Origin of the sequence: Rhodobaculum claviforme (assembly GCF_016653255.1) — a bacterium.
Classification (GTDB): domain Bacteria; phylum Pseudomonadota; class Alphaproteobacteria; order Rhodobacterales; family Rhodobacteraceae; genus Rhodobaculum; species Rhodobaculum claviforme.
In genome coordinates, this window is the sequence record NZ_NHSD01000330.1 from 1 (window position 1) to 17,469 (window position 17,469).

A 17,469-nucleotide genomic window follows, 5' to 3' on the forward strand; every position below is an offset into this window, starting at 1 on the left:
CGCAACAATGCAATACGCATTGCCGCAGGTGCGAAACTTTATGTCCCGCCCGACCGAGACGCGCGGGACATAAAGTTTCGCACCTGCGGCAATGCGTATTGCATTGTTGCGCGGCCATCAGTATCGATTTGCCCATGGAGACCGCGATTCTGCATCGCGGCGTAACCCACCCCGCGCTCCAGCCAAGGAGGAAGCCATGGCCCTCGATACCCAGCCCGCGATCGCCGGCTACGACGCCCCGAAAAAGGACCTCTATGAGCTGGGCGAGATGCCGCCCCTGGGGCATGTGCCCAAGCAGATGTACGCCTGGACCATCCGCAAGGAGCGTCACGGCGAACCCGACACCGCCATGCAGGTGGAGGTCGTGGACACCTGGGCCATCGACAGCCACGAGGTGCTGGTGATGGTGATGGCTGCGGGCGTGAACTACAACGGCGTCTGGGCGGCGCTGGGCCAGCCGATCAGCCCGCTCGACGGCCACAAGCAGCCCTTCCACATCGCGGGCTCGGACGCGGCGGGGATCGTCTGGGCCGTGGGCGACAAGGTCAAGCGCTGGAAGGTCGGCGACGAGGTCGTGATCCACTGCAACCAGGACGACGGCGACGACGAGGAGTGCAACGGCGGCGACCCGATGTATTCGCCCACCCAGCGCATCTGGGGCTACGAGACACCCGACGGCAGCTTCGCGCAGTTCACCCGCGTGCAGGCCCAGCAGCTCATGCCCCGCCCCCGCCACCTGAGCTGGGAGGAAAGCGCGTGCTACACCCTCACGCTGGCCACCGCCTACCGGATGCTGTTCGGACATGCGCCGCATGACCTGCAGCCGGGGCAGAACGTGCTGGTCTGGGGCGCCTCGGGCGGCCTCGGCTCCTACGCCATCCAGCTGATCAACACCGCCGGCGCCAACGCCATCGCCGTGATCTCGGAGGAGGACAAGCGCGACTTCGTCCTCGGCCTCGGCGCCAAGGGGGCGATCAACCGCAAGGATTTCTCCTGCTGGGGACAGCTTCCGCCGGTCAACAGCCCCGAATACAACACCTGGCTCAAGGAAGCGCGCCGCTTCGGCAAGGCGATCTGGGACATCACCGGCAAGGGTGTCAACGTCGACATGGTGTTCGAACACCCCGGCGAGGCGACGTTCCCGGTGTCGTCGCTGGTGTGCAAGAAGGGCGGCATGGTGGTGATCTGCGCCGGGACCACCGGCTTCAACTGCACCTTTGACGTGCGCTACATGTGGATGCACCAGAAGCGCCTTCAGGGGTCGCACTTCGCGCATCTCAAGCAGGCCAGCGCCGCCAACCGGCTGATGCTGGAGCGCCGCCTCGATCCCTGCATGTCGGAGGTCTTCACCTGGGCCGAGATCCCCGAGGCCCACATGAAGATGCGCCGCAACGAGCACAAGCCGGGCAACATGTCGGTGCTGATCCAGGCCCCCCACACCGGCCTGCGCACCTTCGAGGACACGCTGGAGGCGAGCCGCGCCCGCTGATGCCCGCACCACGGCGGCGACCCGTCCTCGGGCCGCCGCCGCCGGGGCAAATGCGAAACAATATGTTGACAGATTTCGCTGTAATGTTCCCCATGGGCAGGTGGTAGATAACCGGTGATGGGGTCGCTTCGGCGTCATCTGTTGGCATGGCGGTGCGCGATGGGTCACGACTGGGTCTTCGAGGTCCTTACGGACATGAAATCCTATGCGCGGCGGCACGGGTTCGATGACCTCGCCGCGCGGCTGGAGGAGACCGAGCACGCCGCCCGCCGCGACATCTCCCGCGCGGACGGCCCCGGATCGGACACTGGCTCGGACGGCGGATCGGACACTGGCTCGGATACTGGCTCGGACGGCGGATCGCCCCCCCCCACGGGCCTCCCGCAGCGCCCCGCGCGCGGCGGCTGACCGCCCGGCCGGGTGCCGGTCGCGCAACAGACCCTCGGCCATACGGGGCGTGCAACAAGAGGGGCCGCAGCATGACCGAGGACGAGGTCACGGCGCTCATGGGCGCTCCGGCCACGCATGGCGGCGCAGAGGTGGCGGTGGTGCGCACCCATGGCGCGCGGGTGTTCCTGACGGGGCCCTGGGCCTACAAGGTCAAGCGCGCGGTGCGGTATCCCTACCTCGACTTCACCGCCGCAACGACCCGCCGGGCGATGCTGGCGCGCGAGCTGGAGCTCAACCGCCCCGCCGCCCCGCAGATCTATGACCGCCTGCTGCCGCTGACGCGGGAACGCGACGGGCGCCTTGCGCTCGACGGCTCGGGCCACCCCGAGGAATGGGTGTTGCGCATGCACCGCTTCGACGCCGACGCGCAGCTGACCCGGGTCGCCGCCGAAGGCCGGCTGGACGCAGGCCTCGCGGCGGCGCTGGGCGATGTGGTCGCCGGGCTGCACCGCGCCGCCCAGCCCCCCGATCCGGGCCGACGTGTGGTCGGCGCGGCGGCGGTGGCGGCGGTGATCGACGGCATGGCGGTCTCCTTCGCCCGGCTTGCGGGGGTGCTGGGGCCCGATGGGGGGGCGTTCCTCGGGGCTGCGCGCGCGGCGCTGGCGCGCCATGCCGGGCTGCTCGACCGGCGTGCGGCGCAGGGCTGGGTCCGGCGCTGCCACGGAGACCTGCACCTGGGAAACCTGGTGCTGGTGGCCGGTCGACCGGTGCCCTTTGACGCGCTGGAGTTCGACGAGGCGCTGGCGACGACCGATGTCCTCTATGACCTTGCGTTCCTGCTGATGGATCTGGACCGCGCGGGCTGCCGGGAGGCGGCCAACATCGTGCTGAACCGCTGGCTGCACAGGATGGACGATCCCGCGCATCTGGACGGGCTGGCGCTGCTGCCGCTGTTCGTGGGGCTGCGCGCCGGAATCCGGGCGATGGTGGCGGCGCAGACCGCGCCGGGGCCAGATGCGCGGGCGGACGCGCGGGCGGCGCTGGCGGTGGCGCGGGCCTGCCTTGCGCCGCCGTCTGCGCGCCTGGTGGCGGTGGGGGGGCTGTCGGGCAGCGGCAAATCCACGCTGGCGGCTCGGCTGGCCCCCGCCATCGGACCGGCACCGGGCGCGGTGGTCCTGCGCTCGGACCTTGTGCGCAAGGCGATGGCGGGGGTGGGTGACACCGAGCGGCTTCCGCCGGAGGCCTACACCCGGGCCGCATCCGACGCGGTGTACGCCGAGCTGCGCACCCGCGCGGGCCGGGCGCTGGCGGCCGGTCACGGCGTGGTTCTGGACGCCGTCCATCTGGCGCCTGCGGAACGCGCGGCGGTGGCCGGGCTTGCGCGCCGCGCAGGGGTGGCGTGCCGTGCGCTGTGGCTCGACACCCCGGCCGAGCGGCTGCTGGCGCGGGTCGCGGCGCGGCGTGGCGATGCCTCGGACGCGGACACGGAGGTGGTGCGCGCGCAGATCGCCGCGGCGCAGGCGGTCACCGACTGGCCGCATCTGGACGGCGCCGGGACGCCGGACACGGTCGCCCGGGCCGCCCGGATCGCGCTGGGCCTGCCGGAGATCGCGCGTCCCGCCCCCTTGCACCCCGCCGTGCCCGGGGACACTGTGCCCGCGCGCAGTGGGGACCACACCCCGGAGGAGGCGAGATGACCGATCGGCTGCAACTGTTCCGCGGCGTGGTGCATCCGTGGCACCATGACCACTTCGGCCATATGAACGTGCGCCACTATGCGCCGTTCTTCGACGATGCCACCTATCACATGTGGACGCTGCTGGGGCTGTCGTACGCGACCATGATCCCCGAACACGGTGTGCACACGGTCGCGGCGCAGGCCACCACGCGGTTCGTTCGGGAACTGACGGCGGGCGACCTGATCGCCATCGACGGCGCGGTCATCCGCCTCGGCACCCGGAGCACGACCTTCCTTCTTCGCATGCACCACGCCGACACCGGCGCGCTGCATGCCACCTACGAGGCGGTGGAGGTGTTCTTCGATCCCGCCACGCGCCGTTCGGCCCCGATGCCGCAGGCGGTGCGCGACCGGCTGGCCGCGCATCTGGTGGACCCGGAATGAGCGATTTCGCCACCGCCGCACGCGCCGCCGAACAGGCGATGCGGGACGTGTTCCCGCCCACGCCGCTGATGCGCAACGACCATCTGTCGGCCCGCTTCGGCGCCGACATCTGGCTCAAGCGCGAGGATCTGTCGCCGGTGCGCAGCTACAAGATCCGCGGCGCCTTCACCGCCATGCGCAAGCATCTGGCCGCGCATCCCGACCGGCGCCGCTTCGTGTGCGCCTCGGCGGGCAATCACGCGCAGGGGGTGGCGTGGGTGTGCCGGCACTTCGGCGTCACCGGCACGATCTTCATGCCCGTCACCACGCCCCAGCAGAAGATCGGCAAGACCCGCACCTTTGGCGGCGACGCGATCGAGATCGTGCTGACCGGCGACACCTTCGACCAGTCGCTGGCCGCGGCCCAGGCGTTCTGCGCGGACGCGGGCGCGCATTTCCTGTCGCCCTTCGACGACGCGGACGTGATCGAGGGGCAGGCCAGCGTCGCGGTGGAGATGCTGGCCGATCTGGACGCGCCCCCCGACATGGTGATCCTGCCGGTGGGCGGCGGCGGTCTTGCGGCGGGGGTCACCGCCTATCTGGCCGCCGAGATGCCCGCGACCGAGATCCTCTATGTCGAGCCCGCGGGCGGCGCGAGCCTGACGGCCGCGCTGGCCGCCGGCCACCCGGTCCGGCTGGAGCGCATCGACAGCTTCGTCGACGGTGCTGCGGTCGCGCAGGTCGGCGCGCGGACCTTTGCCCGGCTGGCCGGAGTGGCGCCCGACCATGTGCTGACCGCCCCGGAAAACCGCATCTGCGGCACCATTCTGGAGATGCTCAACATCGAAGGCATCGTGCTGGAGCCCGCGGGCGCGCTGTCGGTGGATGTGCTGCCGGTGCTGGCGGCGCGGATCGCCGGGCGGCGGGTGGTGTGTGTCACCTCGGGGGGCAACTTCGACTTTGAACGGCTGCCGGAGGTCAAGGAACGCGCGATGCGCCACCGGGGCCTGAAGAAATACCTGTTGCTGCGCCTGCCCCAGCGGCCCGGCGCGCTGCGCGATTTCCTGGGCATGCTGGGCCCCGAGGACGACATCGCGCGGTTCGAGTATCTCAAGAAATCCGCGCGCAATTTCGGCACCGTGCTGCTGGGCATCGAAAGCAGCGGGCCGGAGCATTTCGCGGCGCTGTTCGACCGGCTGCACGGCGCGGGTTACGAGTTCCGCGACATCACCGAGGATGACACGCTGGCGGGCTTCCTGATCTGACCCATGAGCGTCAGATCGGGCCTCAGATCGGGCCGACACGGGCGCGGCGGGGCGCGGGGTCCCCGGTGACAGGCCCATCGGCGCCGGGGTGATCGGTGCCGGAGGCATCGTGCGGCGGGACCACGGCGGGCGGCTGCGCGGCTGCGGACTGGAAGCCCACCATCGTGCCCCCACCATTCAGCGGCACGATGCGGCACAGAAGATGGCGCCCGTCGCGCAGCTGCACCCCGCCTTCCCAGGGCCTGCGCGGACCGCCCGCCCCGATCAGCGTGCGCAGCTGCGCCCAGTGCGGGCTGGGGTGGGAGGCCGCGCGCCACACCCGCAGCGCCTCACCCACGCCGATCTCGCCCACGAGGGTGTCGGGCGCGGCGCCCCACAGCCCGGCATAGGCGGCGTTCGACATCACCAGCACCCCCGCGGGCGAGAACACCGCCAGCGCCTCGTCCAGCGTATCAAGCACCGCCTGCCCGGTCTCGATCTCGGCGCGGAAGCGCCGGGTGAGCGAGACCTCGGCGCTGACATCCTCGATCAGGAACGCCACCGCGCCGTCGGGCTGCGGACGGCCGGTGACGCGATAGGTCTGGCCGCCGGTCAGCGACCACACCTCCTGATAATGCCCCGAGGCGGCGGCGCGCTCAATCTCCGTCAGGCCCTCGCGCCAGGCGCGGTAGTCGCGCGGCTCGGGGATCATCTGGCGGGCGCGCAGGGCGTCGAAGAACGCCTCGAACCCGGGGCGGGAGATCAGGAATTCGGGCGGCAACGTCGACAGGTCGGCCAGCGCGGGATTGAAGATCTGCAACCGGCGCTGGCGGTCGAATACCGCCAGCCCCACCGGCAGATGCGCAAAGGTCCGCGACAGCGTCTTGACGAGGTCCTGCAACGCGGCTTCGGCGCGCACGATGGCATCGGCGGGCAGCGCGAAGCCGATGCGCTGCCCGTCGCTGTCGGGGCGGGTGGTGCAGTCGAACCACAGCGGCGGCCCGTCTCCGACCGGCTCCAGCGCAACGCGGGCCTGTGCGGTGGCGCCCGCATCGGCGGCATCCGTGCCGGCGAACAGCCGCGGCAGGGGCCAGCCGAGCGCCGCGCCATCGCGCTCACCGGCAAGGTGGAGATACGCGGGATTGGCCCAGATCACCGCCGCGTCGCGCCCCTCGCGCCAGATCGGCATGGGCGCGCGCTCCAGCATCTGGCGCAGCTGCGCAAGCTCGGCCTCGGCGGCCGCAAGGCTCAGGCGGTCGACCGGGACCGTGCGCCCCTCGGCCTCGGGGTCGTGCAGCGCGATGCGCGCCATGCCGTGGCGCCAGTCCGCCGTCAGCCGCAGCCGCAACGGCGGCGCCGCCGTCAGCTCCAGCCGGCCCGCCCTTGCCAGATCCTCCATCGCGGCCGAGAAATCGGGGAACCGCGCCTCGGCCCAGGCGGCGAACCGCGACCACGGCGTGGGGCCGGCCGGCAACGCCGACACCAGCGCCCGACCACCGTCCGACGCCTCCAGCAACGCGTGGTTTTCGAAAAGAAGGACCGCATCCTCGGCCGGTTGCGGCTGGGTATCGGCCAGCAGCGCCGCGCGCCGCGCACCGCGCCGTGTGACCATATGCGCCACCAGCAACGCCGCCAGGGCCGCAGCCATCGACGTCGCCACCAGCACCGCGGCCACCGCAACCTGTTCGACCATTGCCTTCTCCTGCCCGGCGACCGCCGGCCGCTCCACCCAGACGTGCAGAGATTTGGTTAATTTCCCGTTAACCGGTCACCGTCGCCCCGCCCGCCTCAGGCGGTCATGGGACGGTTGCGCGCAAGATCGGCGCCGGGGGCGGGGGTGATGCGGGCGCGTGGCCAGGTGACCTCGATGGCGGCGCCACTGGGCAGCGGGCCATGGCGCGGCATGTCGGGGGCGGCATCTTGTGGCGGGGCGTTGGCAAAGCGCACCTCGGCGCCGGAGCGCTCCAGCAGGGTCTTGGCGATAAACAACCCCAGGCCCATGCCCTCGTAGCCCGGACGCTCGGCGCGTTCGGCGGGCGTGCGACGGGGGCGCATGAACGGATCGCCGATGCGGCCCAGCACCTGCGGGGCAAAGCCGGTGCCATCATCGAGGATGCGCACCGTCAGCGCCGTTTCGCTCCAGTCGCCATAGACCCAAACGGTGGTGCGCGCGAAATCCACGGCGTTCTGGATCAGGTTGCGCAACCCGTGGATGACTTCGGGGCGCCGCAGGATGGCGGGCTGGCGCTCGGCATCGTTGAGGCCGGGGCCGACGGCGAACACGATCTCCTTGCCGCGGTGGGCGTGCGGCTCGGCGGCCTCGCGCAGGACCGCCGACAGCGGGGCCTGGCGCAGATGCGTGTCCTCCTTGCCCGCGCGCCCCATGGAGCGCAGGATGTCGCGGCAGCGGTCGGCCTGATCGCGGATCAGCGCCGCGTCCTCGATCAGCTCGGGGCGGTCGGGCAGCGCGCGGGTCAGGTCGTCCACCAGCTCGGCCGAGGTCAGCTTGATGGTGGCCAGGGGCGTGCCCAGCTCATGCGCGGCGGCGGCCACGACCCCGCCCAGGTCGGTCAGCTTCTGCTCGCGCGCAAGCGCGGCCTGCGTGGCGAACAGCGCGTCCGACATCGCGTGCATCTCCGAGGCGACGCGGCGCGAATAGAGGCCGATGAACACGATCCCGGTGATGATCGCCATCCAGTAGCCGAACTCGAACATCGGCGGGATCACCAGGATCTCGCCCGTCTCCAGCCGCAACGGCAGGTGGAACAGCGCCAGCAGGCTGACCAGCCCGATCGCCATCGCGCCCAGAAACAGCGTGGTGTTCAGGTGCAGCACCGTGGCCGAGATCGTCACCGGCGCGAGGATCAGCAGCGCGAACGGATTGGTCAGCCCGCCGGTGAGGTACAACAGCAACGCCAGCTGCGCGAGGTCGAACAGAAGCGTCAGCAGCGCCTCGGCTTCGGTCAGGCGCTTGTTGCCCGGCGCCAGCCAGATCGCCGACAGGTTGGCCAGCACCGCCGCCCCCACCACCAGATAGCACAGCCCCAGATCCAGGCTGAGGCCGAAGTACCGGTCCGCCACCGTGATCGCCGACACCTGCCCGATGATCGCCACCCAGCGCAGGAACACCAGCGTGCGCAGGCGCACCCACTCGCTGCGGGTCGACGGACGCATCAGGCCGAGGCTGGGAGAAAGCATGCGGGTCCAAGTGTCACAGGTTTCAGGTTCTCCATTGTTATGGCGCCCGGCTTGCGCGATCAACGGCCGCGTCACGTCACCTGTCCCATACCGGAAGCGGAGCCAGACCATGGCCTGGAAATATGTGGTGTCGGCGGGCCTGCTGGTGGCCGCCCTGCTGGGGGGGCTGGGATACTTCATCCTGTCCGACCAGGGCGATGCCCGCTTTGCCCACTGCCGCGAAACCGCCATCGCCGGCGCCATCGGCGGCCCGTTCGAACTGGTGGACCAGACCGGCCGCACCGTCACCGACGACATCCTGATCACCCGGCCCAGCCTGATCTATTTCGGCTATACCTTCTGTCCGGATGTCTGCCCCTGGGACGCGGCGCGCAACGCGCTGGTGGTCGATATCCTGGCCGAGCGCGGACTGTCGGCGCAGCCGGTGTTCATCTCGGTGGATCCCGCGCGCGACACGCCTGAGGTGCTGGCCCGCTTTGCCGGCAACATCCACCCCGAGATGATCGGCCTGACCGGCACCGACGACCAGGTCCGCGCCGCCAGCCAGGCCTATCGCACCTTCTTCCAGCGCCATGACGACGGCGAGGAGTTCTACCTCGTGGACCACTCCACCTTCAGCTACCTCGCGCTGCCGGGTCATGGCGTGGTGGAGGTCTTCCGCCGCAGCCAGTCGGCCGAGGAGATCGCGGACTCCATGGCCTGCTTCATCGGCGCCGCGTGACACCGCCCGCACACCGCAATCGCGGTTGCAAATTGACCTTTGCCGGGGGCCGCCCTAGGTAGACCGGCATGGACGGCGAAAGGATACCCAAGTCGATGCAGGACGATCCCGAGGTGGCCATCGGCCCCGATCGCTCGCTGCTTCTGGTGGACGATGACGAGGCATTTCTGAAACGCCTCGCACGGGCCATGGAAAAGCGCGGCTTCGAGGTGGTGACGGCCGGTTCGGTCGCCGCAGGCAGGGCGGCCGCCGGTGCGCATCCCCCCGCCTTTGCCGTGGTCGACCTGCGGTTGGAGGACGGCAACGGCCTCGATGTGGTGGAGGCGTTGCGCGCGCGCAGGCCGGATTGCCGCATCGTGGTGCTGACCGGGTATGGCGCCATCGCCACCGCCGTGGCGGCGGTCAAGGTGGGCGCGGTGGATTACCTGTCCAAGCCCGCCGACGCCAACGATGTGACCAACGCGCTGCTGTCGCGCGGCGAGGCGTTGCCACCGCCGCCCGAAAACCCGATGTCGGCCGACCGGGTGCGCTGGGAACACATCCAGCGTGTCTATGAACAGTGCGACCGCAACGTCAGCGAGACCGCGCGCCGCCTGAGCATGCACCGCCGCACCCTCCAGCGCATCCTGGCCAAACGCTCGCCGCGCTAGGGTTTGCCGCGCCCGGTTTGCCTCGGGGGGTGGACTGGGCGCCGCGCGTCCCCATATCGGGGGATGAGGACGGCCCGCCGCCCCTTGCAGCCGTCCTCCCCCACCAAGGAGGACCCGTTCGCATGAGGCACATCACCGACAAGACCCGCCCTGTGACGCCGCAGCGCACCGCCCGCTTTGCCGGGATCGAACGGCGCGCCCTGCCGCAGCCCGCTGGCGCCAACGGCCTGCGCGGGGCCGAGGCCGCCCCCCCGGCGCGCCGCCTGACAACCTATCTTGCCCGCGATGCCGCCGACGCGGCATCCGCAGGACGCCATCTGGCCGACAGGGCCGGACGCACCGGGGCCGACCGCACCGCGCCCTTTCTGCGCATCGACCGCCACACGGGCGTCGGACCGACGCTGGCGGCGCTGCATGCGCGCTCGGGCGATCCGGCCACGGTGGCGCGCACCCGCGCTCATCTGCGCCGCGCCCGGGCCGAGGCGCCCATCCCCGGGCGCCACATCGCCGACGGCCCGCACGGCCCAGCCCCCGCCCGCGTGGCGCGCTATGTCGACTTTGCCCGGGCCGAAGGCTTGCACCCCAGCGTGCGCGCCCTGCGCACCCGGCGCGGGGACGCCACCGCGCTGATCCGGCTGCGCGAATTCCTGCGCATCGCGCGCGGCGAACAGGCCTGACGCCCCCCTTTCGCGCCGCGCCCGCCTCCTCTAGGGTCCGCCCCCACGATCTGGGCCCCCACGATCCGGGCGGGACCGACGCGGTTGGATGCGGGGGTGGATGTGGCTGACGACGAAAAGAGCGCCGTCACACCGATGATGGCGCAATATCTCGAGATCCGGGCGCAGCACCCCGAGGCGCTGCTGTTCTACCGGATGGGGGATTTCTACGAGCTGTTCTTCGAGGATGCGGTGGCTGCGGCCGCCGCCCTCGACATCGCGCTGACGCGGCGCGGGCGCCATGACGGCGACGACATCCCCATGTGCGGCGTCCCCGTCCATGCCGCCGAGAGCTACCTGCTGACGCTGATCCGCAAGGGGTTTCGCGTCGCCATCGCCGAACAGATGGAGGACCCGGCCGAGGCGCGCAAGCGCGGCGCCAAATCCCTGGTGCGCCGCGAGATCGTGCGGCTGGTCACGCCCGGCACCCTGACCGAGGACACGCTGCTGGAGGCGCGCCGCGCCAACTTCCTTGCCGCCCATGCGGAGCTGCGCGAGGACGCGGCGCTCGCCTGGGCCGACATCTCCACCGGCGAGGTGCGGGTGATGGCCTGCCCGTCGGTACGGCTGGCGCCCGAACTCGCCCGCCTCGCCCCGCGCGAACTTCTGGTCGCGGCGCCGCGCGCCGAGGCCCTGCGCCCCATGGCCGAGGAGGCGGGCGCGGTGCTGACCCCGCTGGCGCCCGCGTCCTTCGACAGCACCGCCGCCGAGGGGCGGTTGCGCGCGCTGTACCGCGTCGGCTCGCTGGAGGGGTTCGGCGGGTTCTCGCGCGCCGAGCTGTCGGCGCTGGGGGCGCTGGCGGATTATCTGGACCTGACGCAACGCGGCGTGCTGCCGCTGCTGCGCGCGCCGGTGCACGAGGACGCGGGCGGCGCGATGCAGATCGACGCCGCCACCCGCCGCAGCCTGGAGCTGACGCAGGCGCTGTCGGGCGGGCGCGAGGGCTCGGCGCTGGCGGCGCTGGACCGCACGCTGACCGGCCCCGGCGCGCGCCTGCTGGAGCGGCGCCTGTCCGCGCCCTCGCGCGATCTGGACGAGATCACGGCCCGGCGCGGTGCGGTCGCGCATCTGGTGGCGGATGCGGGGATGCGGGGGGATCTGCGCGCGGGACTGCGGCGGGTGCCCGACCTGGACCGGGCGCTGTCGCGGCTGGCGCTGGGGCGTGGCGGCCCGCGCGATCTGGGCGCGGTGCGCGACGGGCTGGGCGCGGCGGGGCGGCTGGCCGGGCGGCTGGACGATCCCGCCCTGCCCGAGCGGCTGCGGACGGCGGCGGCGCGGCTTGCGGGGCATGACGCCCTGGTGACGCTGCTGGAGGCCGCGCTGGTGGCCGAGCCGCCGCATCTGGCGCGCGACGGTGGCTTCATCGCCGCCGGGCATGACCCCGACCTCGACGAGACCCGGCGGCTGCGCGACGAAGGCCGCGGGGTGATCGCCCGCCTCCAGGGCCAGTACGCCGAGGCAACGGGCATCGCCTCGCTCAAGGTCAAGCACAACAACGTGCTGGGTTATTTCATCGAGACCACCGCCACCCACGCCGAGCGCATGCTTGCGCCCCCGCTGAACCAGACCTTTCGCCACCGCCAGACCACCGCCAACGCGCTGCGCTTCACCACCGCCGAGCTGGCAGAGCTGGAAAGCCGCATCCTGAATGCCGGAGGCCGCGCGCTGGAGATCGAAAGGCGCGTGTTCGAGGAGCTGCGCGGCGCCGTTCTGGAGGCCGCCGGGCCGGTGGGCGAGACCACCGCCGCCATGGCCGAGATCGACCTCGCGGCCGCGCTGGCCGACCTCGCGGCCGAGGCCGACTGGTGCGCGCCCACCGTCGATGACAGCCGCGCCTTCGAGGTGGAGGGCGGCCGCCACCCGGTCGTGGAGCGCGCGCTGCTGCGCGAGGGCGCAAGCTTCGTGGCCAACGACTGCGCGCTGGTCCCCGATGGGCCCGGCGCCGCGATCCGACTGGTGACGGGGCCGAACATGGGGGGCAAGTCGACCTATCTGCGCCAGAACGCCCTGATCGCGGTGCTGGCACAGATGGGGGGGTTCGTGCCGGCCACCCGCGCGCGGGTCGGGCTGGTCAGCGCGCTGTTCAGCCGGGTGGGGGCGGCGGACGACCTCGCACGCGGCCGGTCGACCTTCATGGTGGAGATGGTGGAGACGGCCGCCATCCTCAACCGGGCCGACGACCGCGCGCTGGTGATCCTGGACGAGATCGGGCGCGGCACCGCCACCTGGGACGGGCTGTCGATCGCCTGGGCCACGCTCGAGCATCTGCACGGCACCAACCGCTGCCGCGCACTGTTCGCCACGCATTACCACGAGCTGACGGGGCTGGCCGCGCGGCTGCCCGGCGTCTCCAACGCGACGCTGTCGGTCAAGGAGTGGCGCGGCGAGGTGATCTTTCTCCATGAGGTCAGGCCCGGGGCGGCCGACCGCTCCTACGGGGTGCAGGTGGCGCGGCTGGCGGGGCTGCCGGCGCCGGTGATCGCGCGTGCGCGCAAGGTCCTGCAGACGCTGGAGCGGGGCGAGCGGTCGGGCGGGGTGCGGGCGGCGGCCCTGCTGGACGAGCTGCCGCTGTTCTCGGCCGCCGCCCGGGACGAGAGCCCCGAGGCCCCTGCCCCATCAGCCGTCGAGGCGCGGCTGGCCGACGTCACCCCCGATGCGCTGTCCCCGCGCGACGCGCTGGCGCTGGTCTACGAACTGAAGGCGCTGATGGCGCCGGAGTGACCCCTCAGACCCGCTGGGCGGCCGCCGACGGCACCGCCGCCGTCGCCGCCGGCCGCGTCAGGTCACAGTCGAACAGGATGTCCGAGCCCAGCCCATAGACATGCGTCTCGGGCCGGATCGCATCCGCGAGCCGCGCCACCGGCGATGTGGTCAGCCCCGACGGGCCCGCCCCGATGATCAATGGCGCGATCGCCACATGCAGCCGCGCCAGCAACCCGCCCTCCAGGAAGCCCGCGATGGTGGTACCGCCGCCTTCGATCAGGACATGCGACAGGCCCGCGCCGGACAGGGCCCGGGCGATCGCGTCCGGCGCCATCCAGCCCCCGCGCGCGGGCAGGTGCAGCACCTCCACCCCCGGCGGTCGGGGGCGGTCCACGGCCTGGACCACCACCCGGCGCGCCCCGTCCCGCGCAAGGCACGGCGCATCATCCGGCAGCCGCCCGGCCGGGTCGATGATGACCCGCGCCGGGTTCGGCCCTTCCACCAGCCGCACCGTCAGGCGCGCCGAATCGTGCAGCGCGGTACGCACGCCGATCACCACCCCGTCCACCAGCGCCCGCACCCGGTGCAGATGCGCCAGCCCGTCGGGTCCCGACACGTCGCGCGCATCGCCCGAGGGGGTGGCCACGCGCCCGTCCAGCGACTGCCCGATCTGCGCCAGCCGCATCGGCCGCCCCGTCCGCCGCGCCAGCGGTGCGTACAGCTCCCAGGCTGCGACCTCGGGCGGGGTCCAGTTGCGCGGGGCCAGCGGCGCGGCCCCGTCGCGCAGCGCCAGCAGCGCGTGCCAGACCCGATCGGTGACGTGTGCAGCCTTCATGGCAACCTCTCCCATGGGAACGCAGGACGCAGGGCGGCCTCCTCGATCCCCGCGCCGGGAGGATCGGAGCGCGGGCCGGTCGAGAACGCCTCCAGGAACCGGTCGCGAAAGGCATCCATGCGCCACACCGGCGCGTCCGGCCCCGGCACCAGCCCCGGCTGCCAGCCCCATTGTGCCGCACGCTCCACCAGGTCGGGGGGGCCGATCAGATGCACCGGCACGTCAAACCCCGCCACCTGCGACACGAACGGGGCGGGTTCGTGATCCCCGATCACCACCATCAACGGCGGGGCGGCAGCGTGCCGCTCGGCATAGCTGCCGATGACCTGGAGGGTATAGTCGACGGCGCGCCGGAACTGCTCGCGCACGCGGTCGTGATCGCGCCAGACGACCTCGGGGGGGTCGCCGGCGCGGGCCATCGCGTTGAACTCGGTCCCGTCGCCGATGGCGTCCCAGTCCAGAAGCTCCGGCACCGGCGTCCACGGCGCGTGCGACGAGATCAGCGCCACCTGGGCGAACAGCGGCGCGCGGTCCACCCCCGGCCGCCCCTGGCGCAGCGCGCGATCCATCGCCAGCAGGGTGAACTGGTCCGGCATGGTGACCCAGTTGAAGGCCTCACCGCGATAGCCGAGATCGTCTGCCGCAAGGATGGTGTCGAAGCCGAAGAACGCAGCCTCGGGCCAGTCCATGGTGATGGCGGGCATCACGGCGGCGGTGTCGAAGCCCGCGTCGCGGGCAAAGTGGAACAGTGTGCGCCGCGGGCTGGCCAGCATTGCCGCATTGCGCCGCTGGTTGTCGATCCACAACCCGGTCGCGATGGTGCCATGCGACAGCCAGCTCTGGCCGCCGACCATCGGCGCGGTCAGGAAGGCCGAGCGCATGGCAAGCCCGCGTTCGGCCAGCCGCGACTCGATCCGCGCCAGGGTGACGGGATGGGTGCCGGCATAAAGCGGGTTGAGGAACGACGAGCGCCCATAGCTCTCGACATACACGATCAGCACGTCGGTGTCGCCGATCCTGTCCAGAAGCCCCCCGAGACCGGCGGAAGACCCGGCGGAAGACCCGGCGAAAGGATCTTCCGCGGCCCTGCGGCGGAACTCCTCCAGGTCGCGCAGGGCGGCGGTGTAGAAGATCGCCCGCTCCACCCCGACGCGGGCGGTGAAGGCCGCGCCGGGCGGGTCAAACGGCAACGCCCAGGCACGCATGGCCTGCCCGCCCTCGGCCACCGCAAGGACAGCGGCGGGCACCAGCGCCACGACCGCAGCCCGCCGCAGCCCCGGGCCGGACACCATGCCCACCCAGACGCCCAGCGCCCACCACAGCGCCACCGCCAGCCCCAGCAGCGCCAGCCCCGCCGCAACAACCGACATCCCCGCCGCCGCCACCCCGATGCTGCCAGAGCCGAGGTTCCACGCCGCCGCGATCAGGGGCGCATCCACCAGGATATTGAACGCCCGGTTGAACGCCACGAAGGTCGCGAAATCGGCCAGCTTGGCCACCACCAGCACCAGCAGCGTCGCCACCAGGGCCGCGCGCACGATCCGCGACAGCCAGCCGCGCCCGGGCAGCGCGATCATGCCCAGCACGATCACCGGCAATTCCAGCGGGAACATGGCGAACGCCCCCCAGGTCATCGCCGCGGGATGGTTGGGCTGGATCAGCACCAGCCACAGCACCCCCGCCGCCAGCGCGGCGCGCCCCCACGCCCCCAGGGCCGCGCGTCGCCCCGTCATGGCCCGATCCGGGCATAGAGATCGCCCGACCCCTCGTCCGGGGCCCGTGCGGCCAGCCAGTCGTGCGCCGCCGCCGCCGTGCGCCAGTCATCCCAGAGGAACCGCCGCGCCTCGCCCTGCACGACGTTGAAGCTGTAGGGGCCCAGCGCCTCCAGCCGGGACACCGCCGCCGCCGCCGGACCCGGCAGCGCGGGCAGATATTCGAACGCCACCACGGGCACGGGCTGCGACAGGCCGGCCAGAACCTCGGGCTCGGCCCCCTCCACGTCGATCTTGATCAGGCGCGGCAGGCCATGCGCGGCGATCAGCGCATCGAGCGTCGTCACCGACACGCGCTGGCGCGCGTCCCACCGCACATGGGAAAACCCCGGCGCCTGCGCCCCCGCCCCCGGCAGCGGTCCGAGCGAGGACACCGTGGGATGCAGGCGGGACACCGCAAGATCGGCCTCGCCGACGGTGGCGCCGCAGGCCCCTTCGATCAATGTGACGTCGCCCGGCAGCGTCATCCGCAGGAACGCGGCGAACGCGCCCTGCGGCTCCACCGCCACCACCCGCGCGCCGCTGCGCCGCATCGCGCGGGTGCGGTTGCCCACATGCGCGCCGATGTCAAAGGCCAGATCGCCCGGCCCGAGGAACCCGCGATACAGATCCGCCAGCCCGCGCTGCCGCCAGGGCCGCCCGTAGTAGATCGCCAGCGACCGCCCGAGGCCAAGCGCCGTGCGCAGCGAACTCATGCCGCGCGCCCCCGCGGCGCCTGCCGCCACAGCCAGCCGATGTCCACTGCGAACGACCCCGCCAGCGCCGCCAGCGCCACCCCCGCCATCCATGTCGCCAGCATCGGCGGGATTGCCGGCGCCAGCAGGGCTGCCAGCACGCCCACCTGGATCACGCACACCGTCTTGCGCCGCAGCGACTCGGGCAGCGGTGCCAGCAGCCACGGCCACACCCACGCCAGCGCCACGAAGCCATAGCGCATCAGCCCCAGCGCCAGCACCCAGAGCGCGACCTTGCCCGACGCCACCGCCAGACCGGCCAGAACCAGACCCAGTGCCGCGTCGACCTCCATGTCAAAGCGCGCACCGAAGGCCGTCGCCTCGTTTCGGCGGCGCGCCAGCCATCCGTCCACGCCATCCAGCGCCAGCGCCGTCGCCGCGATGGCCACCGCCACCCAGGCCAGCGGCGGTTGTGCCAGCGCCGCGGGGGCCGCGAACAGGCCCACCAGGATCGCCCCCAGACCCGCACGCCCCAGCGTGACCCGGCTGCACGGGGCGAACCGCTCGGCCGGTCCGGCCTGCCACAGCCCGCCAAGGACCGCGCCCACCAGCACCACCACCGCCGCCAGCGCCAGCAGCGGCACCGCCGGAGGCAGCCCCGCCCAGAGCGCGAGCCCCCCCGCACCGATGCCGACCGCGACGACCACGCCCCCCCCGCTGCGCAGCGCGGGGCGCAGGCGCGCCGGGAGAGAAGGCCGCGCATCGGCGGCGGGGGGCAAGGCGTGCATGTCCGTCATGCCGTTGTGAGGTAGCAACCCTGCGCCCGCGTCAAGGGTCAAAGATCGCGCCCGGAACCCCGCGCGGCCGGCATCGGCGGCGCGGCGCCGGGGGCGCGGCGCCCCGTCGCGCGGCGCCGTCGACGCAGCCCCTCCACCGGGTCGCCGGACAGCGCCCCGCGTCCCCGCATCCCGCCCAT

General features: G+C 72.4%; 15 protein-coding genes. 9 read left to right on the forward strand and 6 right to left on the reverse strand.

The window, feature by feature from the left end:
- Positions 1–196: 196 nt before the first annotated feature.
- The 5 genes from ccrA to ilvA all read left to right on the forward strand — a co-directional run bounded on the left by ccrA (position 197) and on the right by ilvA (position 5,245).
- Positions 197–1,489 (forward strand): crotonyl-CoA carboxylase/reductase, encoded by a 1,293-nt coding sequence (gene ccrA, locus CCR87_RS16535; RefSeq protein ID WP_201158647.1) that lies wholly within the window; start codon positions 197–199, stop codon positions 1,487–1,489.
- A 159-nt stretch (positions 1,490–1,648) separates the two neighbouring features.
- Positions 1,649–1,897 (forward strand): hypothetical protein, encoded by a 249-nt coding sequence (locus CCR87_RS16540; protein ID WP_201158648.1) that lies wholly within the window; start codon positions 1,649–1,651, stop codon positions 1,895–1,897.
- 71 nt (positions 1,898–1,968) lie between these two features.
- Positions 1,969–3,576: a bifunctional aminoglycoside phosphotransferase/ATP-binding protein gene (locus CCR87_RS16545; protein ID WP_201158649.1), complete on the forward strand. Its 1,608-nt coding sequence runs from the start codon at positions 1,969–1,971 to the stop codon at positions 3,574–3,576.
- A complete protein-coding gene (locus tag CCR87_RS16550; RefSeq protein ID WP_201158650.1) occupies positions 3,573–4,001 on the forward strand; it encodes an acyl-CoA thioesterase in 429 nt (142 codons plus the stop codon). Before CCR87_RS16545 ends, CCR87_RS16550 begins: the two co-directional genes overlap by 4 nt.
- A complete protein-coding gene (gene ilvA, locus CCR87_RS16555; RefSeq protein WP_201158651.1) occupies positions 3,998–5,245 on the forward strand; it encodes a threonine ammonia-lyase IlvA in 1,248 nt (415 codons plus the stop codon). Before CCR87_RS16550 ends, ilvA begins: the two co-directional genes overlap by 4 nt.
- Positions 5,246–5,267: 22 nt before the next feature.
- Here ilvA and CCR87_RS16560 read toward each other — a convergent pair whose 3' ends face one another.
- A complete protein-coding gene (locus CCR87_RS16560; protein ID WP_201158652.1) occupies positions 5,268–6,917 on the reverse strand; it encodes a PAS domain-containing protein in 1,650 nt (549 codons plus the stop codon).
- A 95-nt stretch (positions 6,918–7,012) separates the two neighbouring features.
- Positions 7,013–8,422 (reverse strand): sensor histidine kinase RegB, encoded by a 1,410-nt coding sequence (regB, locus tag CCR87_RS16565; RefSeq protein WP_201158653.1) that lies wholly within the window; start codon positions 8,420–8,422, stop codon positions 7,013–7,015.
- Positions 8,423–8,531: 109 nt separating this feature from the next.
- On the opposite strand from regB, the gene CCR87_RS16570 reads away from it, so the two are divergent.
- The 4 genes from CCR87_RS16570 to mutS all read left to right on the forward strand — a co-directional run bounded on the left by CCR87_RS16570 (position 8,532) and on the right by mutS (position 13,230).
- Complete coding sequence (locus tag CCR87_RS16570; protein WP_201158654.1) at positions 8,532–9,143, forward strand: SCO family protein; 612 nt, start codon at positions 8,532–8,534, stop codon at positions 9,141–9,143.
- 95 nt (positions 9,144–9,238) lie between these two features.
- On the forward strand, positions 9,239–9,793 hold the full coding sequence (locus CCR87_RS16575) for an ActR/PrrA/RegA family redox response regulator transcription factor (protein ID WP_201158659.1): 555 nt from the start codon (positions 9,239–9,241) through the stop codon (positions 9,791–9,793).
- Positions 9,794–9,915: 122 nt separating this feature from the next.
- Positions 9,916–10,470 carry a hypothetical protein gene (locus tag CCR87_RS16580; protein ID WP_201158655.1) on the forward strand — a complete coding sequence of 185 codons (555 nt, stop codon included), beginning with the start codon at positions 9,916–9,918 and terminating at the stop codon, positions 10,468–10,470.
- 135 nt (positions 10,471–10,605) lie between these two features.
- Positions 10,606–13,230: a DNA mismatch repair protein MutS gene (mutS, locus tag CCR87_RS16585; protein WP_201158660.1), complete on the forward strand. Its 2,625-nt coding sequence runs from the start codon at positions 10,606–10,608 to the stop codon at positions 13,228–13,230.
- 4 nt (positions 13,231–13,234) lie between these two features.
- Here the strand turns inward: mutS and CCR87_RS16590 are convergent, their stop codons facing one another.
- From CCR87_RS16590 to CCR87_RS16605, 4 genes are read right to left on the reverse strand one after another with little or no spacing between them, the layout of a single operon-like run.
- The gene (locus CCR87_RS16590; protein WP_201158656.1) at positions 13,235–14,047 is read right to left on the reverse strand and encodes a RibD family protein; all 813 of its coding nucleotides are present in this window, start codon (positions 14,045–14,047) and stop codon (positions 13,235–13,237) included.
- Positions 14,044–15,780, reverse strand: coding sequence for an alkaline phosphatase family protein (locus CCR87_RS16595; protein ID WP_201158657.1), 1,737 nt, complete (start codon positions 15,778–15,780; stop codon positions 14,044–14,046). Before CCR87_RS16595 ends, CCR87_RS16590 begins: the two co-directional genes overlap by 4 nt.
- Positions 15,777–16,514 (reverse strand): FkbM family methyltransferase, encoded by a 738-nt coding sequence (locus tag CCR87_RS16600; protein ID WP_201158658.1) that lies wholly within the window; start codon positions 16,512–16,514, stop codon positions 15,777–15,779. The genes CCR87_RS16595 and CCR87_RS16600 overlap by 4 nt, the downstream gene beginning before the upstream one ends.
- Positions 16,511–17,290: a CDP-alcohol phosphatidyltransferase family protein gene (locus CCR87_RS16605; RefSeq protein ID WP_242512077.1), complete on the reverse strand. Its 780-nt coding sequence runs from the start codon at positions 17,288–17,290 to the stop codon at positions 16,511–16,513. Before CCR87_RS16605 ends, CCR87_RS16600 begins: the two co-directional genes overlap by 4 nt.
- Positions 17,291–17,469 lie beyond the last annotated feature (179 nt).